Source organism: Burkholderia sp. EMB26 (assembly GCF_024730645.1).
Lineage (GTDB): Bacteria > Pseudomonadota > Gammaproteobacteria > Burkholderiales > Burkholderiaceae > Burkholderia > Burkholderia cenocepacia.
In genome coordinates, this window is sequence record NZ_CP078071.1 from 2,494,865 (window position 1) to 2,515,308 (window position 20,444).

19 protein-coding genes are annotated in these 20,444 nt (G+C 67.6%); 8 read left to right on the forward strand and 11 right to left on the reverse strand.

Annotated elements, in window-relative coordinates; all coding sequences use genetic code 11:
• The first annotated feature begins 115 nt into the window (after positions 1-115).
• The gene (locus KU887_RS27895; protein WP_258256347.1) at positions 116-1,408 is read left to right on the forward strand and encodes an MFS transporter; all 1,293 of its coding nucleotides are present in this window, start codon (positions 116-118) and stop codon (positions 1,406-1,408) included.
• 75 nt (positions 1,409-1,483) lie between these two features.
• Here the strand turns inward: KU887_RS27895 and KU887_RS27900 are convergent, their stop codons facing one another.
• Complete coding sequence (locus KU887_RS27900; RefSeq protein WP_258256348.1) at positions 1,484-2,587, reverse strand: LacI family DNA-binding transcriptional regulator; 1,104 nt, start codon at positions 2,585-2,587, stop codon at positions 1,484-1,486.
• Positions 2,588-2,658: 71 nt separating this feature from the next.
• Here KU887_RS27900 and KU887_RS27905 point away from each other — a divergent pair, with 71 nt between their 5' ends.
• The gene (locus tag KU887_RS27905) at positions 2,659-3,495 is read left to right on the forward strand and encodes an NAD(P)-dependent oxidoreductase (protein WP_258256349.1); all 837 of its coding nucleotides are present in this window, start codon (positions 2,659-2,661) and stop codon (positions 3,493-3,495) included.
• A gap of 28 nt (positions 3,496-3,523) precedes the next feature.
• Here KU887_RS27905 and KU887_RS27910 read toward each other — a convergent pair whose 3' ends face one another.
• The 3 genes from KU887_RS27910 to KU887_RS27920 all read right to left on the reverse strand — a co-directional run bounded on the left by KU887_RS27910 (position 3,524) and on the right by KU887_RS27920 (position 5,231).
• A complete protein-coding gene (locus KU887_RS27910) occupies positions 3,524-3,844 on the reverse strand; it encodes a DUF1330 domain-containing protein (protein ID WP_006484625.1) in 321 nt (106 codons plus the stop codon).
• A gap of 132 nt (positions 3,845-3,976) precedes the next feature.
• On the reverse strand, positions 3,977-4,672 hold the full coding sequence (locus KU887_RS27915) for a hypothetical protein (protein WP_006484558.1): 696 nt from the start codon (positions 4,670-4,672) through the stop codon (positions 3,977-3,979).
• 100 nt (positions 4,673-4,772) lie between these two features.
• Complete coding sequence (locus KU887_RS27920; protein WP_258256350.1) at positions 4,773-5,231, reverse strand: MerR family transcriptional regulator; 459 nt, start codon at positions 5,229-5,231, stop codon at positions 4,773-4,775.
• 77 nt (positions 5,232-5,308) lie between these two features.
• Between KU887_RS27920 and KU887_RS27925 the strand changes: the two genes are divergently transcribed.
• Complete coding sequence (locus KU887_RS27925) at positions 5,309-6,553, forward strand: NADH:flavin oxidoreductase/NADH oxidase family protein (protein ID WP_258256351.1); 1,245 nt, start codon at positions 5,309-5,311, stop codon at positions 6,551-6,553.
• An 88-nt stretch (positions 6,554-6,641) separates the two neighbouring features.
• Here the strand turns inward: KU887_RS27925 and KU887_RS27930 are convergent, their stop codons facing one another.
• The 5 genes from KU887_RS27930 to KU887_RS27950 all read right to left on the reverse strand — a co-directional run bounded on the left by KU887_RS27930 (position 6,642) and on the right by KU887_RS27950 (position 11,701).
• Positions 6,642-8,765, reverse strand: coding sequence for a TonB-dependent siderophore receptor (locus tag KU887_RS27930; RefSeq protein ID WP_258256352.1), 2,124 nt, complete (start codon positions 8,763-8,765; stop codon positions 6,642-6,644).
• Positions 8,766-8,805: 40 nt separating this feature from the next.
• A complete protein-coding gene (locus KU887_RS27935) occupies positions 8,806-10,275 on the reverse strand; it encodes a PepSY domain-containing protein (RefSeq protein WP_258256353.1) in 1,470 nt (489 codons plus the stop codon).
• 242 nt (positions 10,276-10,517) lie between these two features.
• Positions 10,518-11,003, reverse strand: coding sequence for a hypothetical protein (locus KU887_RS27940; RefSeq protein ID WP_060212864.1), 486 nt, complete (start codon positions 11,001-11,003; stop codon positions 10,518-10,520).
• An 82-nt stretch (positions 11,004-11,085) separates the two neighbouring features.
• Positions 11,086-11,289 carry a hypothetical protein gene (locus KU887_RS27945; protein ID WP_258256355.1) on the reverse strand — a complete coding sequence of 68 codons (204 nt, stop codon included), beginning with the start codon at positions 11,287-11,289 and terminating at the stop codon, positions 11,086-11,088.
• 88 nt (positions 11,290-11,377) lie between these two features.
• Positions 11,378-11,701 carry a hypothetical protein gene (locus tag KU887_RS27950; protein ID WP_006484612.1) on the reverse strand — a complete coding sequence of 108 codons (324 nt, stop codon included), beginning with the start codon at positions 11,699-11,701 and terminating at the stop codon, positions 11,378-11,380.
• Between the two features lie 141 nt (positions 11,702-11,842).
• Between KU887_RS27950 and KU887_RS27955 the strand changes: the two genes are divergently transcribed.
• The 3 genes from KU887_RS27955 to KU887_RS27965 all read left to right on the forward strand — a co-directional run bounded on the left by KU887_RS27955 (position 11,843) and on the right by KU887_RS27965 (position 14,196).
• Positions 11,843-11,992, forward strand: coding sequence for a hypothetical protein (locus KU887_RS27955; protein WP_006484525.1), 150 nt, complete (start codon positions 11,843-11,845; stop codon positions 11,990-11,992).
• A 297-nt stretch (positions 11,993-12,289) separates the two neighbouring features.
• Positions 12,290-12,922: a LysE family translocator gene (locus KU887_RS27960; RefSeq protein WP_006484586.1), complete on the forward strand. Its 633-nt coding sequence runs from the start codon at positions 12,290-12,292 to the stop codon at positions 12,920-12,922.
• A 230-nt stretch (positions 12,923-13,152) separates the two neighbouring features.
• Positions 13,153-14,196: a T6SS immunity protein Tli4 family protein gene (locus KU887_RS27965; RefSeq protein ID WP_059722333.1), complete on the forward strand. Its 1,044-nt coding sequence runs from the start codon at positions 13,153-13,155 to the stop codon at positions 14,194-14,196.
• Between the two features lie 91 nt (positions 14,197-14,287).
• Here KU887_RS27965 and KU887_RS27970 read toward each other — a convergent pair whose 3' ends face one another.
• On the reverse strand, positions 14,288-15,916 hold the full coding sequence (locus tag KU887_RS27970) for an NADP-dependent glyceraldehyde-3-phosphate dehydrogenase (RefSeq protein ID WP_059722335.1): 1,629 nt from the start codon (positions 15,914-15,916) through the stop codon (positions 14,288-14,290).
• 805 nt (positions 15,917-16,721) lie between these two features.
• Here KU887_RS27970 and KU887_RS27975 point away from each other — a divergent pair.
• Positions 16,722-18,851 carry a TonB-dependent siderophore receptor gene (locus tag KU887_RS27975; RefSeq protein ID WP_258256356.1) on the forward strand — a complete coding sequence of 710 codons (2,130 nt, stop codon included), beginning with the start codon at positions 16,722-16,724 and terminating at the stop codon, positions 18,849-18,851.
• 87 nt (positions 18,852-18,938) lie between these two features.
• Positions 18,939-19,394, forward strand: coding sequence for a hypothetical protein (locus KU887_RS27980; RefSeq protein WP_258256357.1), 456 nt, complete (start codon positions 18,939-18,941; stop codon positions 19,392-19,394).
• Between the two features lie 19 nt (positions 19,395-19,413).
• Here KU887_RS27980 and KU887_RS27985 read toward each other — a convergent pair whose 3' ends face one another.
• On the reverse strand, positions 19,414-20,361 hold the full coding sequence (locus KU887_RS27985; protein WP_006484618.1) for a LysR family transcriptional regulator: 948 nt from the start codon (positions 20,359-20,361) through the stop codon (positions 19,414-19,416).
• Positions 20,362-20,444: the final 83 nt, after the last annotated feature.

The following is a 20,444-nucleotide window of genomic DNA, read 5'->3' on the forward strand; positions in this document are numbered from 1 at the left end:
ACAGGTTGGCGAAAAGGGCCGGTGCGTCAGCGCGTGGGCCGTTCGCCCCGGCGCCGGTCGCCGGTCAACGAATACCGCGCGGCGCGACGGGCGCGACCGCGCATCGGAGACATTCATGCAATCTGCCGTCGTCGGCGCCGTGCGCGCGGCCGCCAGCCGCTACCGCTGGACCGTCTGTGCGCTGCTGTTCTTCGCGACCGTGATCAACTACATGGATCGGCAGATCCTCGGCCTGCTCGCGCCGATGCTCCAGCACGACATCGGCTGGAGCCAGGTGCAGTACGGCCGCATCGTGATGGCGTTTTCGGCGTTCTATGCGCTGGGTCTGCTCGGCTTCGGGCGCATCGTCGACTGGCTCGGCACGCGCGTGTCGTACGCGGTGGCGATGCTGGTATGGAGCATCGCCGCGATGCTGCATGCGGCGGTCGGCTCGGTGACGGGCTTCGCGTTCGTGCGTGCGCTGCTCGGGATCGGCGAGGGCGGCAACTTCCCGGCCGCGATCAAGACGACGGCCGAATGGTTCCCGCGCCGCGAACGCGCGCTCGCCACCGGCATCTTCAACTCGGGCGCGAACATCGGCGCGGTGTTCGCGCCGGCGATCATCCCCGCGATCGCGGTGGCCTACGGCTGGCGCGCGGCGTTCGTGATCATCGGCGCGATCGGCATCGTGTGGCTCGCGGTATGGCTGGTGATGTATCGCACGGCCGACACGCGTGCGCTCGCCGCGGAATACGACGAGCCGCGCGACGAAGCCGAAGCGCTCGACGCGGCGAACGCGAACGCCGGCGCGCCGCGCTGGGGCGAACTGATCCGCCAGCGCGAGACGTGGGCCTTCCTGATCGGCAAGTTCCTGACCGATCCGGTGTGGTGGTTCTACCTGTTCTGGCTGCCGAAGTGGCTCAACGAATCGCGCGGGATGGACATGCAGCACATCGGTTTGCCGCTCGTGTGCATCTATGCGCTGACGACGGTCGGCAGCATCGGCGGCGGCTGGCTGTCGTCGATGCTGCTGCGTGCGGGCTGGAGCGTGAACCGGGCGCGCAAGACGGCGATGCTGATCTGCGCATGCTGCGTGCTGCCGATCGCGTTCGTGTCGCAGGTGCAGAGCCTGTGGATCGCGGTGCTGATCGTCGGCCTCGCCGCCGCCGCGCACCAGGGCTGGTCGGCGAACCTGTTCACGACCGCATCCGACCTGTTCCCGCGCCGCGCGGTCGCGTCGGTGGTCGGTATCGGCGGGATGGCCGGCTCGATCGGCGGCGTGCTGTTCTCGGAAGTGATCGGCCAGGTGCTGCAGCGCACCGGCCACTACTGGGTGCTGTTCGCGATCGGCGCGTCGGCCTACCTGATCGCGCTGGCCGTGATGCACGTGCTCACGCCGAAGATGAAGCCCGCGAAACTCGATGCGTGATCGCGTATCGGCAAGCGACAACGCCGCCCTCGGGCGGCGTTTTTGCGTTCGGGGACGTGACGCGTCGCGACCGCGTCAGCCGGCCGATGCGGTCGACGCGCGCATGATCAGCCGCGGCTCGAACGTCGAATAGCTCGCGTCGGTGCGCCCGGCGAGCGCATCGATCAGCTTCTGCATCGCGAGTTCGCCCATGTTCTCGCTCTGGATGTCGACGGTCGTCAGCGCGGGCGCCGCGTATGCGCCGTACGGCACGTTGTCGATGCCGGCGACGGACACGTCCTGCGGCAGCCGGAAGCCGAGCGACGCGGCTTCCTTCATGAAGCCGAGCGCGATCAGGTCGTTGTAGCAGATCACGGCCTGCGGGCGCTGCGGCCCGAGCATCACGCGCGAGCACGCACGCTCGCCGGCCTCGGCGGTCGGCGCGTGCGCGTCGTGCACGTCGAGCGTGAGCCCCGCTTCGGCGAGGCAGTCGCGCGCGCCCTGGATTCGTTCGTCGTTCACGCGCGCGGTGCCGAAGCCGAGATATGCGATGCGCGTATGGCCGAGGTTGAGCAGGTGGCGCGCGAGCATGTAGGTCGACAGCCGGTTGTCGATGCCGACGCTCGGAATCGGCAGGCCGGGGCTGCGACGCAGCAGCACGAGCGGCTTGTTGAGATCGAGCATCCAGCCGGCTTCCTCGTCGGGCATCCGCGTGCTGACGATCAGCCCGTCGACGCGCTGCGCGAGCGCCTCGATCAGCGAACGTTCGCGCGCCTGGCTCTCCTCGGTATCGACGAGCAGCAGCGTGTAGTCGTGCTGCAGCGCGACGCGGTTCGCGCCTTTCACGACGTTCGTGAAGTGCGGGTTGCTGATGTCGAGGATCACGAGGCCGATGGTGCGCGTGCGGCCGGTGATCATCGAACGCGCAAGCGGATTCGATCGGTAGCCGAGCCGCTCGATGGCCTCCTTGAGCCGGGCCTCGACGGTCGGCGAGAAGCGCTGCGTGCCGTTCACGTACTTCGATACCGTCGCGACCGACACGCCGGCTTCCGCGGCCACGTCGCGGATCGTCGGGGAAACTTTTTTCATCGGAAGGGTAACGTTTTCGTTCGATAACGCCGGATTGTGGCAGAAAAAGCCGGCGCGCGGCCAGCCGTCGATATCGGGAAAGTGCGGATGGCTGCGAACGGGTTCGACCATTGACGTTCGGCGGCGCGTCCGCGTATAGTTGGAAAACGTTTTCCGCTTCAGGTCAGATCCAAGGAGATTCGATGAACGCCTCATCCACCGCCGCGCGCAAATCGTTCGGCCGCCTGCTGCTGACGGGCGCGGCCGGCAACCTCGGCCGCCAGTTGCGCGGCGCGCTCGCCGACTGGGCCGACGTCGTGCGCGTCAGCGACATCGCGGCGCTGGACGACGCGGCCGCGCATGAAGAAATCCGCGTGGTCGACCTGGCCGACCGGCCGGCCGTGATGCAGCTCGTCGACGGCGTGGACGCGATCGTCCACCTCGGCGGCATTTCGGTCGATGCGCCGTTCGACGATCTGGTCGGCGCGAACATCACCGGCACGTACAACCTGTACGAAGCCGCGCGCAAGCACGGCGTGAAGCGCGTCGTGTTCGCGAGCTCGAACCATGCGATCGGTTTCCATCCGGTCACGGAAGTGCTCGACGCCGATGCGCCGCTGCGCCCCGACAGCCTGTACGGCGTGACGAAGTGCTTCGGCGAATCGCTGTCGCGGTATTACTTCGACCGCTTCGGGATCGAAACCGTATGTCTGCGGATCGGCTCGTCGTTCGAGGTGCCGAAGAATCCGCGGATGCTCGTCACGTTCCTCAGCTATCGCGATTTCATCGAGCTCGTGCGCTGCTCGCTGCTGACGAACCGCGTCGGGCACGCGATCGTCTATGGCGCGTCGGACAACCCGGTGAAGTGGTGGGACAACACGAAGGTCGGTTTCCTCGGCTTCCGTCCGCGCGACAGCTCCGAACAGTTCGCCGGGTTGTTCCCGGTGACGGCGCCGACCGCCGAGTACGACGATCCCGCGCAGCGGTTCCAGGGCGGTGGATTCGTCGTCGGCGAGCCGATGGAGCGGAAGGCGTCGTAAGCGGTGTCGGCATCGCCGGCGTCATGATTCAGCGCAGGATGTCGGTCGCCTTGTGCCGTTCGTCGACGCCATCGATCAGGATCAGCGGGCCGCTCGCGTGTCGCGCGCGCAGCGGCTGGATCTGCCGGTACGCATCCGATTCGTACCATGCGCGCGCCGTGTCGAGATCAGGAAACGCGATCGCGATCAGGTCGCCGCGCCATTCGCCTTCGCGCACTTCCGGGCGTGCGCCGTGAATCACGAAATGGCCGTCGTACGGCGCGAGGGTGCCGTCGATCCGTTCGAGGTATTCGACGATGTCGTCGCACATGTCGACGTCATGCAGGTGGGCGATGGCGTAGGCGGTCATGGCGGGCTCCTTGGCGTGATGCGGTTCGAGAGTCGATGGAGCCATGATCGCGGCGCGGACGGCGCGCGTCGATTACCTGCGACGTAAGCAAATCCTCGCAGCCGCGCCCGCCTCGCCGCCAGCCGGCCGCCGTCAATGCTTGCGGCAAGCCGGATCGTTGTTGCGCCGCTCGGCGGAATCGCACCAGTAACTCGGCCGCCACGCTTCGAACGAAACGGCCTTTGCCGCATTCGCACGCGTGACGCGTACCGGGTCGGCCTTCAGCGCATCGCCGTCCTGCTCGTAGTTGAATCGCCAGTTCCGGAACACTTCGCGATGGAACAGCCACGTGCGATGCGCGACGTCATAGCGAAACGTCACGCGGTCGCGCCAGTGGTTATGGCCTGCGAATACGCCCTGTTCGACGGTGAACATGCGAGGCTCGATCGTGAGCGCGTTCTCGGCGACGCCATCGAGATACGGGTCGCCCATGCCGCCTTCGTCGGCTTTCATGATCACGGTGTCGTTGCGGGCCGCCAGCCGGTAGCGTCCGTTCGCACCCTGCAGGAAGATCAGCAGCGGACGCAGCGACGGCGTTTGCATCGAATCGCCGGGCTGATGCGCGACGACGACGTAACCGTTGCGCGTGCCGTCGGTCAGGCGCCCCGATGCGGCATCCAGCGCTTCGTAACCGGCGGGCAGTTGCGCGACGATGTCGGCCGGCAGATCGGAGGTGTCCGGGCAACGGATCGACGAATGCGTGTCGTCGCACGTCGACGCGAAGGCACTGCCGATGCCGAACGTCAGCAGTACGGCGATGAAAAATCCTTTGATACGGGGGATCGTCATGCGGATACGGTCGTGAGGGTGCTCGGCGGAAGACGGTGCGCATGCGGCGACGCGTGTCGCCGCAGCGCCGGTTGATCGATGGGTGACGCAGTGTAGCCGGTCACGCGCGCTTGCGCGCCGGCCGCGCCACAGGGGCGGACTCCAGCGGCTGGCTGGCCTGCTCGCACAGCCGGTCGAGCATCCGCTGCGCGGCGCCCGCGCAATCCTCGCCTTCGGGCTTGTTCTCGATTTCGTCGATCAGCGTCTCGAGGTGCTGCCGGTTCTGCGCGAGACGCCGTTCGAGCAGCGCGATTTCGTCGACCTTGTGCCGCAGCGCGACCAGCAGTTCGTCGTGCGGCCATGCGCCGAGATCGGGCGGCAGCACCGCGCGAATCTCGTCGAGCGAGAAGCCTGCGCGCTGCGCGCGATCGATGATCGCGAGCCGCGTCAACGCTTCCGGCCCGTATTCCCGATAGCCGTTCGCCTGGCGGCGGGCCGGTTCGAGCAGGCCGCTCGCTTCGTAGAAGCGGATGCGCGACGCCGCGAGGCCGCTCGCCTTCGCCAGTTCGCCGATTTTCATGATGGGCTCCAAAAGGGCTTGACCTTAAAGTTGACTTTAAAGTTATCGTTGGGCATCGTCAATCGAGGGTGTCCACCATGAATCTGTTTGCGCCGCTCACACTGCCCAACGGGGCGGTGATTCCGAACCGTCTGGCCAAGGCCGCGATGGAAGAAAACATGGCCGATGCGGACCACGCGCCGTCCGACGCGTTGCTGCGCCTGTACCAGGCGTGGGCCGACGGTCAGGCCGGCCTGATCCTGACTGGCAACGTGATGGTGGACGGCCGCGCGATGACGGGGCCGAACGGCGTCGTGCTCGAAAGCGACGCGCATCTCGACCGGTTCCGCCGCTGGGCGCAGATCGCGCGCTCGAACGGCGCGCACGTGTGGATGCAGATCAATCACCCGGGGCGCCAGATGCAGGCGGCGCTCGGCCAGACGACGCTCGCGCCGTCGGCCGTGCCGCTCGCGCTCGGCGCGCTGTCGAAGCAGTTCCCGGTGCCGAAGGAGATGACGGCCGCCGACATCGCGGACGTGCAGCAGCGCTTCGTGCGCGCCGCGCAGCTCGCGGAGCAAAGCGGCTTCACCGGCGTGCAGGTGCACGCGGCGCACGGCTATCTGCTGAGCCAGTTCCTGTCGCCGCTGACGAACCGCCGGCAGGATCAATGGGGCGGCAGCATCGAGAATCGCGCGCGCCTGCTGCTCGATATCGTGAAGGCGGTGCGTGCGGCGGTGTCGCCGGCATTCGTCGTCGCGGTGAAGCTGAACTCGGCCGATTTCCAGCGCGGCGGTTTCAGCGCGGACGACGCGAAGCGCGTGGTCGAACTGCTGAATCCGCTCGGCGTCGATCTCGTCGAACTGTCGGGCGGCAGCTATGAAGTGCCGGCGATGCGGGGCGAGGCGCGCGACGGCCGCACGCTGGCGCGCGAAGCGTATTTCCTCGAATTCGCGCGCGACATCACCGCCGTCGCGCGGATGCCGCTGATGGTCACGGGCGGCATCCGCCGTCGTGCGGTGGCCGAGCAGGTGGTGAACAGCGGCGTGGCGATGGTCGGCATCGCGACCGCGCTGTCGATCGACCCGAACCTGCCGCGCGACTGGCGCGCCGGCAAGGACAGCGCGCCGGTGCTGCAGCCGATCCGCTGGAAGAACAAGGCGCTGGGCGCGCTGGCGAACATGGCCGTCGTCAAGTTCCAGCTCGCGCGATTGAGCGAAGGGCGCCGCACGCATCCGCAGGTATCGCCGCTGCGCGCGCTGGTGCGGCAGCAACTGGCCGCGCAGTGCCAGACGCGGCGCTACCGGAAGTGGATGGCGGGGCGCGCGGCGGGCACGCGTGCATGATGCATCGACGCGCGCCGGCGATGCCGAAGGCTGACCCGCACGCCGCCGCAGCCGTGCCGCCTGGCACGTTGCGCGGCGGCCTGCGCGCTCAGAACCGGTAGTTCGCCAGCACCTCGAGGCGCCGGTCGTTGCCGAGCAGATACTGCGTCTCGTTGTAGTACGCGGACTGCACGTAGCGGCGATTGAACACGTTGTACGCGCGGGCGGTGATCGTCGTGTCCTTGCGCGGCTTCCACGCGAGGCCGAGGTCGACGGTCGTGTACGACGGCATCACGAGCTGGTTCGCGGTATCGGCGAACCGTTTGCCGACGTACTTGACGCCCGCGATGCCGGTCCAGTCCGGCGCGAAGCGCCAGCTTACCCACAGGTTCGCGAGCCGCTGCGGCACCGACACCGGTACGTTGCCTGCGCGCGACACGGTCGTGCCGCCGGACGACTGCTGGAAATCGTCGTATTTCGCGCGCAGGATCGACACGTTCGCATCGACGCGCCAGTCCTTCGCGATCTCCGCGCCGACCGTCGCCTCCAGCCCGCGCGACGACTGCTGGCCGACCTGGATCGACTGGTTCGGATTCACCGGGTCGGCCGTCAGCAGGTTGCTCTTTACGATCCGGTACGCGGCGAGCGTCCATTCGGCCTTGCCGTCGAGGAACGACTGCTTCACGCCGATCTCGATCTGCCGGCCGGTCGCGAGCGTGAAGTTCGCCTTCGACGCATTGAGCGACAGCAGCGAGCTGACCGGATCGGCCGCGACCGAATACTGGCCGTACACGGCGAGGCCGGGCCGCACGTCGTACACGGTGCCGATGCGCCAGCCGGTGTTCGCGAACACCTTCGTGAATGCGCCGCCGTTCACGAGATCGTCGCGGTTCACGCTCGCATGGTCGTAGCGCAGCCCGCCGATCACCGACCAGCGCGGCGTGATCTCCAGCCGGTTCTCCGCGAACAGCGCGTACTGGTTCGACTGGCTGCGGTACTTCGGGAACGTGCCGGCCGTGTTGATGAAACTGCCCGGATCGAAGTTGAACGGATCGACCGTCGACGTGCCCGCATACGGCGAGTTGTTGTCGTGCTGGAACGTCGTGTGGTTGAACTCGACGCCCGCCGAAAACGTGTTGCGCATGCCGAGCAGCGCGCCGCCGACGGTGGCCGTCGTCACGTTGCCGTATTGCTCCTGGTCGTGAAAGATTTCCGTATAGCTGCTGCGCCGCACTTGCGCGCTCGACGGCAGGTACGTGTAGTACTCGGCATCCTTCCAGTGACGGTTGCTCTTCATCCGGTACAGCGTGCTCGTTACGTTCAGCGCGTCGCTCGGCTGCCAGTTCGCCGAGACGGTGGCCCAGCTGTCGCGGAACGCGATGTCGGCGTCGCCGACGTTGTAGTTCTTCTTGTCGAGCGCGCGATCGCGCGCACCGTCGACGAGCGGCACACCGAAATACTGCATCGGATGCATGAAGCCCTGCGCGTACGACGCCGTCACGTACAGGTCGGGCGTCACGTCGTAGCGCAGCGCGCCGGACACCGACAGGTTGCGCGAGTCGCCGCGATCGACCCAGTTCGACGAACGGTTGCCGCTGACGTCGAAGCGGTACGACAGCTTGTCGTTGACCGCGCCGCCGCTGCCGAACGCGGCGCGCGCCGTGCCTTCGGTGCCGCCGCCGACCTGCAGCTCGTTGCGGATCGGCGTGCGCGTCGGCTTCTTCGGGACGATGTTGACCACGCCGCCGATCGCGCCTTCGCCGTAGATCACCGAAGCGGGGCCGCGCAACACGTCGATGTGGTCGACCGACCACGTGTCGAACGGGAACGTGACGCCGATCGCGCCGTACGGGCGCACGCCGTCGTAGAGCTGCGTGACCGACGACGCGCCGACGAAGCCGCGCGCGGCGAGCTCCGAGTTGCCGTTGCCGGGATGCGGCGACGCGCTGATGCCGGCGGCGCGGCTCACGGCGTCGATGATCGAGTTGTCGCCGCGCGTGTCCAGCGTCGCGCGGTTGATCTGCTCGACGCTCGCGGGCGTTTCGAGCGGCGACAGCCCGAGATGGCTGCCGGTGTCGAGCGGTTGCGTCAGGGCGGGCGCCTTCTGCGCGTCGACGCGAATCGGCGCGAGCGTGGCGCCGGCACCGTCGACGCCGCGTTCCTGTGCGTGGGCCTGCCCGGCCGGCGAGAGCGCCGCGAGCACGGCGGCGGGCAGCATCGATTTGAACTTCATTGTTTCGGTTTCCTTCGAATGGGGGAAGCGCTTGCGTCGATCACGCCGCGGCGCGCGCGGCGCGGCCGAACAGCAGCCGGTCGAGCAGCCAGACCGCGACGATCGTCAGTCCCATCAACGGGAACACGATGCCGAGCAGCACGAGCCCGGCGATCCAGCCGCGCATCGGCGGCGTGCCGCGTTCGCGCGACGGTGCGCCCAGCGTCCCGGCCGGGCGGCGCTTCCACCACATCACGGTGCCCGTGACGGCCATTGCGGCCAGCCCGAGCGACAGCACCGCGCAAATGATCTGGTTCGCGAGGCCGAAATAGCGGCCCATGTGCAGCGACGTGCCGTACGACACCGCTTTCGATACCGCGCCGTAGTCGCCATAGCGGATGTCCTTCAGGACCGCGCCGCTGTACTGGTCGATGTAGATCGTGCGTTCGGCCTTCGGGTCGGCCGGAAAGTACGACGCGGTGAACACGCCGTCCGCGCCGGACGGCAGCGCGAGCGTGTAGCCGCTCGTCACGCCGAGCCCGGCGACGATCGCGATCGCGCGGGCCAGCGGCAGCGGCGCGGGCGTCGGCGCGGACGGCGAATGCGGCACGGGCACGTTGCCGACCGCCCACGGCGTTTGCGGCAACGGCAGGTCGTCCATCACCATTCCCGGCATCGATTCGCCGGAATCGTGGTGATGGCCGGACGGCGCGGTGGCCTGCGCAGGCGCCTGCCCGGCCGTCGCGGCGGCACCGGGGCGCGTCGAGCGTACCGACGCGCCGCCCCACGCGCCTTCCGGCGCGCCGAGGTTCACGGTCGCGGCGAGCGCCTTGAAGTTCTTGCCCCACGAGCCCGACCACGGCAGCCCGGTCAGGATGAACGCGACCGTGCCGGCCGCGAGCCAGATGCCGGCCGTCGCATGAAGGCTCTTCCACAGCGGCCGGCCGCGCAGCGACAGGTCGGGCCGCAGCGCGCGCCCGACGCGTGCCGCGCCGCGCGGCCACCACAGCGCGATGCCGGTGCCGATCATCACGAAGGTCCAGCAGGCGGCGAGCTCCATCAGCCACTCGCCGGTCTTGCCGAGCAGCAGCTTGCGATGCAGCATCCGGTCGACCTGCATGAAGCGGTTCTCGACGCTCAGCGTGCCGAGCACGCGGCCGTCGTACGGGTTCACGTACACGCTCTCGCGACTGCCGTCGCGCAGCCGAAAAACATACTCGGCGCTGCGGTCCGGCGCGGTGGCGACCTGCACGGATACCGGCGTCGCGTCGGCCGGCATCGCGGTGCGGGCGCGGGCGAGCAGCGTGTCGGCATCGAGCCGCGGCGTCGCGCGCGGTTCGACGACCAGCCGGTGCGGATACAGCAGCGGCTCGATCTGCGGCTGGAAGCAGTACAGCGTGCCCGTGATCGCGAGGATCACGAGGAACGGCATCACGAACAGGCCGGCGTAGAAGTGCCAGCGCCAGAGCGTCCGGTAACCGGCGCTGGCGGAACGGGCGGGCGCGATGGCCCGATCGACGGTGGTCGACATGGTGTGAACTCCTCGTATGCGTCGAGCGGCGGGACCGGCGCAGGCCGGAGGCCGTCAACGTGCGTCGTACCCGCGTGCAGGCCGCACCGCGGCAGGCGGCGCGGCACGTTGCGCGGACGATGCGCAGGGCGGCGTCGCCCGCGCGATGCGGGCTGGCGGGTGAACGCGTGAATCAGGTCGGGTGAAACGAACGGCGTGAACGCGCGTGCACGTCGACGTGCATGCGCCACGGGGCGGAACGTTCAGCAGAACCGAGGAGGGGCGCGGGAGGGCGGGCGATCGTCGAATAGCGATCGCACGAAAGGAAGACTGTCGAAGTGAACGCGGAAGCGTCGGGGAACCGCCGCGGGAAACAGCAGCACCAGCAGCACGAACGATGCGAGCGCGGTGAACAGCGCGGCGCCGAATGCGCACAGGCTGTCGCCGTTACCGGAAGACGCCGCCTTGTCGGCGTGCGCGTCATGCTTCAGTGCATCGACGAGCGCCAGCGCATCGTTGGCCGGCGTGATCGGCGCGCTCGCATCGAAGCGGGCGGCCAGCGCGGCGGCGGTGACGATCAGCGGGCCGCGGCCCGAACACAGCACCACCGAGCCCGCATCCGGACCGTCCGGATCGAGCATCACGGCGCCCGACATCAGCGCGCGGGACAGCAGCGTCACGAGGAGGAACCCCCACAGCCACTGTCGTGCGACGCCTGGCCGGAGCAGGAAGCGGCGAAGTGCGTTCATGGCGCGCGATTGTACCTCCGTTTGCGTGGAGGGGCAGGCGGGCCGTGTGTGTGCGGGGTGGGTCGAGGTGGGTCGGGTTGCGTCAGGCGGGACCGGAGTCCACGCCCGATTGGTCTTCTTCGGTTGCGTCGTCGGTTGGCAGACCGGGGAGGTCGGCCGGCGACAGTCGCCTCATCGCGCGTTCGGTGTCGTTCGGGTCGAGGTGTTTCCGTGCGTTGCGCCCGTATTGCTTCACGAAGAGGCCGGGCTCGCCGGCCAGCCGGGATGTCCGGTTTCCGATGCGCATGCGGCGAGGTTATCCGGCATGCGAGCGCATCGCGGACGGCCGGCGCCGGCACGACGGCCGTGTGCGGCACGCGCTCCGTTGCGCCGGCTCACACCGGATACGCATCGTCGACCTTGAGGTTCGCGAGCCGGAACAGCGTGCGCAGCGTCTGCGGATGAATGTCGCGGTGCGCGGCGAGCGACGTCAGCATGAAATCGAGCACCTTCGCGTAGCGCAGCAGCACGAGGCAGCGCGCGAGATCGGGCGTGCGGCCGCGCATGTCTTCGGCGAGCGTGACCATTTGCGTCGACAGCGTGCGCGCCATCTCGAGTTCCATCTGCTGTTTCTCGGTCCAGTCGGGCAGCGGCTGTTCGAGCACCTTCGCGAGGAAGAGCTGGAACGACGTATCGGACGAATTGGGCTGCGCATCCATGAAGGGCCTCGTTGCGTGTGCACATCGTACGGGCGTAGCCGTTGAGGCGCCCGCGGGTGAATTCATGTCCGCGCGCCAGCGCGGCTTCTGCCCGAACGGAATGCAGATTCCGTACCAGCGCCGCCGGACGATTGTTGAGCAATGTTGAGCCGCGCTCCCGCATCGGTCGGCGAGTCCCGCCGGGACTGGATCGGGCTGGCGATCGAGGAGGGCGTCTACGCGCGCACGGCGGGCGGCGTCGGGCGCCTGCAGCGGCGCGACGAGGTGAAATGCTTCACGGATGTAACGTAACGCAGGTATCCGGCACGTCGCGCGTTTCCGCCGGCGGACGGCCGGCACGGCGCGTGTCGCGCGGTTCGGCCACGCCCGCCGTGCGTCCGCCGACGGGACACGGCCGCGGGGAACGCGTGCCGCTGCGTCGCGCGAACCGGCGGCGGACGCGCCGGTTGTTTCAAAACAGAGACGGTCCGGCGTGCGGCGATCGGTTGCATGACCACGCAACTGGCCCAGCGATCGGCCGCACAATTGTCCATGGGCAGACGGCGCGGGTTTGCCAACAATCTCCGAACCATCCCCGCGAGGTCCGCCATGAGCGTCCACACCTTCTTCTCGGCCAATCTGCTGCTCGCCTACACGGCCTATTTCATCGGCACGGCCAGCCCCGGGCCGAGCAATCTCGCGATCATGTCGGTCGCCGCGAACCAGGGTCGCAAGGCGGCGCTGGCGTTCGCGCTCGGCGTGATTTCAGGGTCGATGTTCTGGGCGACGGTGGCGGCGCTCGGCGTATCGGCCGCGCTGCTCGCATGGTCGAAGCTGCTGATCGCGATCAAGGTCTTCGGCGGGCTGTACCTGCTGTGGCTCGCGTTCAAGTCGGCGCGCACGGCGCTGGCGGGGCCGCCGGCGGCATCGGCGAACGCGGCGCGCGAGCAGCGGCTGTCGCGCTTCTACGTGCGCGGCGCGATGCTGCACCTGACCAATCCGAAGGCGATTCTCGTGTGGGTGTCGATCGTCGCGCTGTCGTCGAACGGCGCGGGCGGCGCGCACGGCGCCGTCGTGCCGGGCTGCCTCGCGATCGGCTGCGCGGTGTTCGGCGGCTATGCGCTGGTGTTTTCGATGGACGGTGCGCGCCGGCTGTACGTGCGCGGCCGGCGTGCGATGGAGGCGTGTCTGGCCGTCGTGTTCGGCGTGGCGGGGGTGCGGCTGCTGGTGACGAACGTGTGAGGTGTCGCGCGCCGGCTGCGCGGGCCGCGAGAGGCGGTCAGCCCGCGCAATCGTCGCGCCGGTGACGGCGTCGTGCGTGCCGTCGATACCGGCGTGGCCGACGTGCCGGTTGACGTGCCCGCATCGGGCCTCGCACCGCCCGCTGCTGCGCGACCCGTGCAACGGCGAGGGCCGCGTCTTTCCGGGTACAGTGTCGGGCAACCCATGAAGGATGCACGAGGTACCGGAAGATGCTGATGGTTCGTCTTTTGCGCTGGTTCGGTGTGCTGGCGGGACTGTGTGCCTGCACTTCGGTGTTTTCCGCCGATCCGGCGACAAGCAATCCGCTGCTGTCCAAAGTACGTCCGTGGTGTATCGGCCGCCTGGTGTTCGATCGGCCGGTTTCGAGCGAGATCTCGAGTCAGCGTTACGCGTACCGCGGGGAGCAACTGCTCACGACGCACGAGGTGCCGCCGGATGCCTACCAGGCCGCGATCGCCGCTCGCGAGCAGGTGATGCGTACCCGGCTGCGCGCGAATCCGGTCGAGATGGATCGGAAGACCCGTCACGCGTGGCTGGAAATGGCCTTTTCCCCCGTACCGGATTCGCGTGTTTTCGTCTTCAACGAAGCGGCGGCGAAATCCGTCACATTGCCGTTCGATACCGAAGGCTATCTGTACGCGAACCGCACGCTCGTCCGCACGACGGGCAGCATCGGCGCCGATGCGCTGGATCGTGTCGAGGGCGTCTATGACGACACGTTCCGGCGCATCCGGATGCGCGACAACTGGGTCGTACCGACCGAACCGGGCTTCTGCTTCGACGGCGGGATTGTGACCGGATCGTCCACCTACCCCGAAGAAGTCAGGCAATCGTTCGCGTTGATGCCGGGCCGACCGGCGCTGCTCGTGATCCAGTCGCGCAATGCCTTCGGCGACGATCGCGAGCAGCCGTTCAGCCGTACGCTGCCCGCGTTGCGCGCGAAATTCGATCGCCTGCCCGGAAGCCATCGTCTCCTGCGCGAGGGGAAACGGTCGATTGCCGGCATGGATGCCGAGGAAGTGCTGTTCGAGCTCCGGGACGGCGCCGTCACGGCTTATCGCTTCTACCTGCTCGCACCGGGCAATCCCGCCACGCTTGCGCAACCGCATACCGCGATCGAGATGCTGCTGGGCGTGGCCGGGCAGAGCGACTTGCCGCCGGCGCAGGCCACCTCGCCGGTCGATGAGGCGCGCGCGCTGCAGGCATGGGACACGCTGCTGAACGGCCTGCACGCGCGACCGGGCGCGATCTGACCGGCGGCGGTGATGCGGGCGACGCGGGCGATGCGTTCGACCGGACGCCCCGCCGCGCCATGCACGGCGGGGGCCCCGCATCGAAGCGGCTTCAGAAAATGAAGCCCGTATTGATGAACTTCGAGTGGTGATCCGACACGATCGAGTCGAGCAGCTGCTTGCTGCCGTCGGTCTGCTTCGCCGCGACCATCGAGCGGATCGAGAACGCGCGCAGCGCGTCGCTCACCGACAGCGTGCCCTCGGCCGAATCCTTGCGTCCGGCGAACGGGAACACGTCGGGCCCGCGCTGGCACTGACAGTTGATGTTCACGCGGCACACCTGGTTCACGAGCGGATCGACGAGCGCGCCGATCTGCGCCGGATCGGAACCGAAGATGCTGACCTGCTGGCCGTGCTCCGACGTCGTCACGTAGTCGAGCGCGGTTTCCACGTCGTCGAACGGCGCGACCGGAATGATCGGCCCGAACTGCTCCTCGCGGTACAGCTTCATTCCTTCGGACACCGGATACACGACGGCCGGGTAGAACAGCGTCTTGCTGAATTCGCCGCCCTGATGGTTGACGACCTGCGCGCCCTTCGCCCTCGCGTCGTCGATCGCGTCCGTCATGTACGCGGTGCGATGCATGCCGGGCAGCGGGGTGATGCTGACGCCTTTTTCCCACGGCATGCCGATCTTCAGTTGTTCGAGCGCGGCGGTGAAGCGCTTCAGGAATTCGTCGACGATCGAGCGATGCACGAGCAGCATCTTCAGCGCGGTACAGCGCTGGCCGTTGAACGACAGCGCGCCGAGCAGGCACTCCTTCACGGTGAGGTCGAGATCGGCGTCGGGCAGCACGATCGCCGCGTTCTTCGCATCGAGACCGAGGATTGCGCGCAGCCGGTGCGACTTCGGGTGCTGCTTCTTCAGGTGATCGGCGACCTTGCTCGAGCCGATCAGCGCGAGCACGTTGATCTTGCCCGATGCGAGCATGTGCGGCACGACCACCGCGCCCGGCGCGTAGATCGTGTTGATCACGCCCTTCGGGAACGCGTCGCGGAACGCTTCCAGCAGCGGCTCGAACAGCAGCGTGCCGTACTGCGGCGGCTTGAACACCACGGTGTTGCCCATCAGCAGCGCGGGGATCAGCGTCGCGAACGTTTCGTTCAGCGGATAGTTGTACGGGCCCATGCACAGCACGACGCCGAGCGGCGTGCGGCGGATCTGGCCGATCGTGCCCTCCGCGATCACGAAGCGCGAGTTCGCGTTGTCGAGCTCCTTCAGCGCGTCGATCGTCTGCGTCATGTACGTGACGGTGCGGTCGAATTCCTTCTGCGAATCGGCAAGGCTCTTGCCGATCTCCCACATGATCAGGTTCACGACGCGTTCGCGCTGCGCGACCATCCGCTTGATGAAATCCTGCATGCACGCGATGCGCTGCTCGACCTTCATCGTCGGCCATTCGCCGCGGCCGGCGTCGTACGCGCGTACCGCGGCGTCGAGCGCCGCGTCGCTTTCCGTTTCGCCCATCACCGGATAGCTGCCGATCTCGACCTGCTCGACGCTGCCGTCCGGCTGCCGCACGCACACGGGCGACAGCACGGTCTTGGTCGCGCCGTCCCACGGTCGCAATTCGCCGTCGACGAGCGACACGCGCTGGTGAATCGGCGAAGCCAGCCGGAATTCGGCGGGGATGTCCTGTAAGGCGGGAAAGAGGTGCTGCAGGGAGGCGGAATCGGGCATGACGGTCTCGTTTGACGGGGGTGTCCGGGAAGGACGGGCGATGCGAATCCTGAGCTGAATGATCCTCGATCCTGAATCGGCATCATGACCTGCACGCGACGGCGCGTCACGCGGGAATGTGGCCGATTCAGCGAATGGAACCAGTTCCATTAAAAAGGAACGCCGTCACGAATGCAACAATGACCGAATCGCGGCAGCGGCATCGTAAGTATTTCGAAAGACTGTTTCCGAATCGCCGGTATAACGGCCTGGGTGCAACCGCAAACGTTTTACTTCGGCCGAATTGAGCGGATAATGGCGCAGCGCGGTGAGGAAAAAAATGCAGTGAACCTGAGAGCAGACGTAGTGAAGAATAGAAGTCGGTCCGCCGCGCTGCCGATACGAGGTCGGCTGCCCGGAGCGCCGGGTCGGGGTTGCCCGGTCCGGCGCGCACCGGACCGTTGAATCCGTCCCGCCAGTCCCGCCAGCTTGGCCGATCCTTCGTGATCCTCTCCAGCTTCTCCGCCGTCGTATCCCGAATCCGCCTTTTACCGATCGTCGCCGCATGACGCGATCGATCCGATGCTTTCGTTTTTATTACGATTCGAGCCGCCCAATCGCTTGAAACAGAAAGGAATTCGTCAGGAATGCAGAGCGCGTCGCGTATTCACGTTGTGGCCAGGCGACACGTTGAAAATTAATTAAAAACACGAATCATTCTCGTTTATTATTTCGCCGCATTACGAGCCGTGACGGGATGTCACGGCTTTTTTCGTGCCGCTTGCGCAGGCCGTTCGCCGTTTTCTTCACCACCTCTACGTTCACGATGAAACTCAACACGAGCGCGTGCCATGCGCTTCTGATCGCCACGTCGCTGGCCGGCGCCCGCACTTCGTTTGCGCAGGCGGCCGACGCCGCGGCGACCCTGCCCGCGATTTCCGTCAACGCGGCCGCCGAGCATGCGTCGTACGACGGCGGCCATTCGCGTGCGGCGACCAAGACCGACATGTCGCTGATGGACGTGCCGCAGACCGTGAACGTCGTGCCGCACGCGGTGATCGAGGATCAGAACGCGACGTCGCTGCAGGACGCGTTGCGCAACGTGCCGGGCGTCGGCTTCTCGGTCGGCGACGGCCAGCGCGACCAGATCACGATCCGCGGCTTCAACAGCATCACGGACCAGTACGTCGACGGCATTCGCGACGACGCGCTGTACTACCGCGACCTGTCGAACGTCGATCGCGTCGAGGTGCTGAAGGGGCCGGCGGCCGTGCTGTACGGGCGCGGCTCGGCGGGCGGCATCGTGAATCGCGTGCTGAAGCGGCCGCAGGCGAACCCGGTGAACGACGTCGGCGTGACGCTCGGCACGCGCGGCGAGCGGCGCGGCGAGTTCGATCTCGGCTGGAACCCGAACGACGCGGCGCGCTTTCGCATCACCGGCGCGGCCGAGAATTCGAACAGCTTCCGCGACCGGTTCCAGCTCAACCGGCAGGCGATCGCGCCGTCCGCGCAGTTCAAGCTCGACCGCGACACGGTGCTGAACGTCGAATTCGACTACCTGCACGACCGTCGCACGTCCGATCAGGGGTTGCCCGCGTATCGCGGCCGGCCGGTCGACGTGCCGATCAACACGTACTACGGGTCGGCCGACGGCGGGAACAGTTCGTACAACGACATCTCCGCGAAAAGCGCGACGGTGTCGCTCGATCACCGCTTCAACGATTCGCTGTCGTTCCACGGCGCGATCCGCGCGTACGACTTCTCGCTCGAGCGGAAGAACTACGTGACGTACGAGCCGATCAAGACCGCCGCGCACCCGGTCGTCACGCTCGATCAGTCGACGCGCCAGCGCACCGATCACGGCATCGACGGGCTGTTCGAACTCACGCAGAAGACCTCGCTGTTCGGCATGCGTCACGAGCTGCTGTACGGGCTGGAGCTGTCGCAGCAGCAGAAGTTCGACACGATCTACAGCGTGACGAAGGTCGCGACCTACGATCTGTTCAATCCGCAGCCGGTCGTCCTGCCCGGCGTGCCGGGCGGCACGCGTGCGAAGACGAACGCGTCGACCGTCGTCGGGCTCGCGGGCGTCTATGCGCAGGACCTGATCTCGCTGACCGAACACTGGAAGGTGCTCGCCGGCCTGCGCTTCGATTACCTGAGCCAGATCCGCCACGACTACACGTCGTCGAACGTCAATCTCGACCGCACCGATCATGCATGGAGCCCGCGCGTCGGCCTGATCTACGAACCGCTCGACTGGCTCACGCTGTACGGGTCGTTCAGCCAGTCGTTCTCGCCGCTGGCCGACACGCTGATCAGTTCCGGCGCGTTCTCGAACGGCGCCGCGCTCGCGCCGCAGAAGACCACCGCGTATGAAGTGGGCTCGCGCTTCGACCTCGGCGGCAAGGCGACGGCCAGCGTCGCGCTGTTCGACATGCGCCAGACCAACCAGCAGATCGGCGACCCGGCGAATCCCGGCTATGCGCTGCCGATCGGCACGCAACACGTGCGCGGGATGGAGCTCGGCTTCACCGGCGAGATCGCGCCGAAGTGGTCGGTGTATGCGGGTTACGCGTACCTGAACGGCACGGTGGACGGGTCCGCGCAATCGACGGCGGCCGGCCTGGCGGTGTCGAGCAACACGCCGGGGCTGATGCCGCGCCACAGCGCGAACCTGTGGCTCAAGCGCGAGCTGCCGTACGGCTTCTATGCGGCGGCCGGCATGCAGTTCCAGTCCGCGCGCTATACGTCGGCGAGCGATCTCGTCACGCTGCCGTCGTTCACGGTGTTCAACCTGGGCGCCGGCTATCGCAGCAAGAAGGTCGATGTGACGCTCACGCTCGACAACCTGTTCGATCGACGCTACTTCATCGCCGCGCACGGCAACGCGGACCTGTACAACATGCCCGGCGATCCGCGTACGCTGACCGCCACGGTGAAGTGGCACATGTAACGCACGCGGTGCGCGACAATGCGGGTCTTCGTCACGACGACCCGCACCCGACTGCCCATGAGCCGCCACGCGCTTGATGCGTCCAGCATGACCGCCCGCGCGCTGCTTTTATCGTTGCTGGCGTGCGGCCCGGTCGCGGCCGGCGCGCAGACCATTCCCGCGGATGCCGAGCCGGGTTGCCATGCCGTGCATGTCGACCGGACGATCACGCTGTCGGGGCGTTACGCGCTCGACTACGGCGACGAATCGATCGGGCCGGACGTGGGGTTCGAAGAGGACGACGCGTCGGCGCGGCACTTGCCTGATCGCTCGCAGCGCGCAGGCGTGATCGTTTTCACGAACCAGCCCGACGCGCGGCGCCGGCTGCGGCTGCCCGCCGCGCAGCCGCGCGGCGTGTGCCGGTTCGACGGGCGCGCGACGCTCGTGATCCGCGATCTGGAGACCGCGTGCCCGGGGCTGGAAACGCCCGATCGTGCGCGGCTGGTGAAGGTCGTGTCAGCCGACGCGCCGGCGCGGCACGCATGCGGCGCCACCGCGCGGTGACGCCGGCGCGGCAGCGCCGTTACTCGACGTCTTCGTCATCCTCTTCATCGGCGTCTCGCGCGTCGCGTTCCGGCGCCGCATACGCGCTCGCCTGTTCGAGCAGCCAGCCGCGGAACGATTCCAGCGGCTTGCTGTGGCTGAACTCCGTCGGATACACGAGGTAGTACGCCGAATCGCCGACGGTTGCCGCATCGCACGGCACGACGAGCCCGAGTTGCTGCAACTGTTCCTCGACGAAAAACTTCGGCACGAGCGCGACGCCGAGCCCGGCCGCGGCCGCGCTGATCAGCATCGTATGCAGCTCGTAGCGCACGCCCTGCATCGTGCGGATGTCCTCGACGCCGTGCGTCTCGAACCACTGCGCCCACGCGCCGGGGCGCGTCGTCGAGTGCAGCAGCGGGTACGCGAGCAGATCCTCGACGCGCTCGACCGGCCCGTTCAGCAGCGCGGGCGAGCAAATCGGCACGACTTCCTCGCCGAACAGATAGTCGGACGACGTGCCGGGCCAGGTCGGCTTGCCGTAGTGGATCGCGGCTTCGAAGTGCGTGTCCTCGAACGAGAACAGGTCGGTGCGGCTGCCCATGTTCACGCGCACGTCGGGCGTGCGGTCGTAGAAGCTCTTGATGCGCGGGATCAGCCAGTGCGACGCGAAGGTCGGCAGCACCGCGAGTTCCAGGTAGCCGCCGCCGCTGCCGTGCGCGATGATCGACAGCGTGTCGCGGTCGAGCGCTTCCAGCGCGCGCCGCACCTGCGTGCCGTACAGTTTGCCGGCGCGCGTCAGCACGACGCGCTGCTTCACGCGCGCGAACAGCCGCACGCCGAGGCTTGCCTCCAGCGTCGCGATCTGCCGCGACACCGCGCTTTCGGTCAGGAACAGCTCCTTGGCCGCGTGCGTGAAGCTCTCGTGGCGGGCGGCGGCTTCGAAAGCCACGAGCGCGCCCATGTTGGGGATCTTGAATTTGCGCATGATGCTCTATTTATCCGACAAAAAGGGCCGCGCCGCACGGGGGTGAAGGGGAGCGAAGGGCCGCCGATAATTCCAAAAACTCA

Coding starts and splice junctions, on each gene's coding strand:
- KU887_RS27975 (WP_258256356.1), top strand. CDS start 16,722: ATGAAACTCAACACGAGCGCGTGCCATGCGCTTCTGATCGCCACGTCG.
- KU887_RS27945 (WP_258256355.1), bottom strand. CDS start 11,289: ATGCGCATCGGAAACCGGACATCCCGGCTGGCCGGCGAGCCCGGCCTC.
- KU887_RS27985 (WP_006484618.1), bottom strand. CDS start 20,361: ATGCGCAAATTCAAGATCCCCAACATGGGCGCGCTCGTGGCTTTCGAA.
- KU887_RS27940 (WP_060212864.1), bottom strand. CDS start 11,003: ATGAACGCACTTCGCCGCTTCCTGCTCCGGCCAGGCGTCGCACGACAG.
- KU887_RS27895 (WP_258256347.1), top strand. CDS start 116: ATGCAATCTGCCGTCGTCGGCGCCGTGCGCGCGGCCGCCAGCCGCTAC.
- KU887_RS27955 (WP_006484525.1), top strand. CDS start 11,843: ATGTTGAGCCGCGCTCCCGCATCGGTCGGCGAGTCCCGCCGGGACTGG.
- KU887_RS27910 (WP_006484625.1), bottom strand. CDS start 3,844: ATGACCGCCTACGCCATCGCCCACCTGCATGACGTCGACATGTGCGAC.
- KU887_RS27930 (WP_258256352.1), bottom strand. CDS start 8,765: ATGAAGTTCAAATCGATGCTGCCCGCCGCCGTGCTCGCGGCGCTCTCG.
- KU887_RS27900 (WP_258256348.1), bottom strand. CDS start 2,587: ATGGTCGAACCCGTTCGCAGCCATCCGCACTTTCCCGATATCGACGGC.
- KU887_RS27980 (WP_258256357.1), top strand. CDS start 18,939: ATGACCGCCCGCGCGCTGCTTTTATCGTTGCTGGCGTGCGGCCCGGTC.
- KU887_RS27915 (WP_006484558.1), bottom strand. CDS start 4,672: ATGACGATCCCCCGTATCAAAGGATTTTTCATCGCCGTACTGCTGACG.
- KU887_RS27905 (WP_258256349.1), top strand. CDS start 2,659: ATGAACGCCTCATCCACCGCCGCGCGCAAATCGTTCGGCCGCCTGCTG.
- KU887_RS27920 (WP_258256350.1), bottom strand. CDS start 5,231: ATGAAAATCGGCGAACTGGCGAAGGCGAGCGGCCTCGCGGCGTCGCGC.
- KU887_RS27965 (WP_059722333.1), top strand. CDS start 13,153: ATGCTGATGGTTCGTCTTTTGCGCTGGTTCGGTGTGCTGGCGGGACTG.
- KU887_RS27960 (WP_006484586.1), top strand. CDS start 12,290: ATGAGCGTCCACACCTTCTTCTCGGCCAATCTGCTGCTCGCCTACACG.
- KU887_RS27970 (WP_059722335.1), bottom strand. CDS start 15,916: ATGCCCGATTCCGCCTCCCTGCAGCACCTCTTTCCCGCCTTACAGGAC.
- KU887_RS27950 (WP_006484612.1), bottom strand. CDS start 11,701: ATGGATGCGCAGCCCAATTCGTCCGATACGTCGTTCCAGCTCTTCCTC.
- KU887_RS27925 (WP_258256351.1), top strand. CDS start 5,309: ATGAATCTGTTTGCGCCGCTCACACTGCCCAACGGGGCGGTGATTCCG.
- KU887_RS27935 (WP_258256353.1), bottom strand. CDS start 10,275: ATGTCGACCACCGTCGATCGGGCCATCGCGCCCGCCCGTTCCGCCAGC.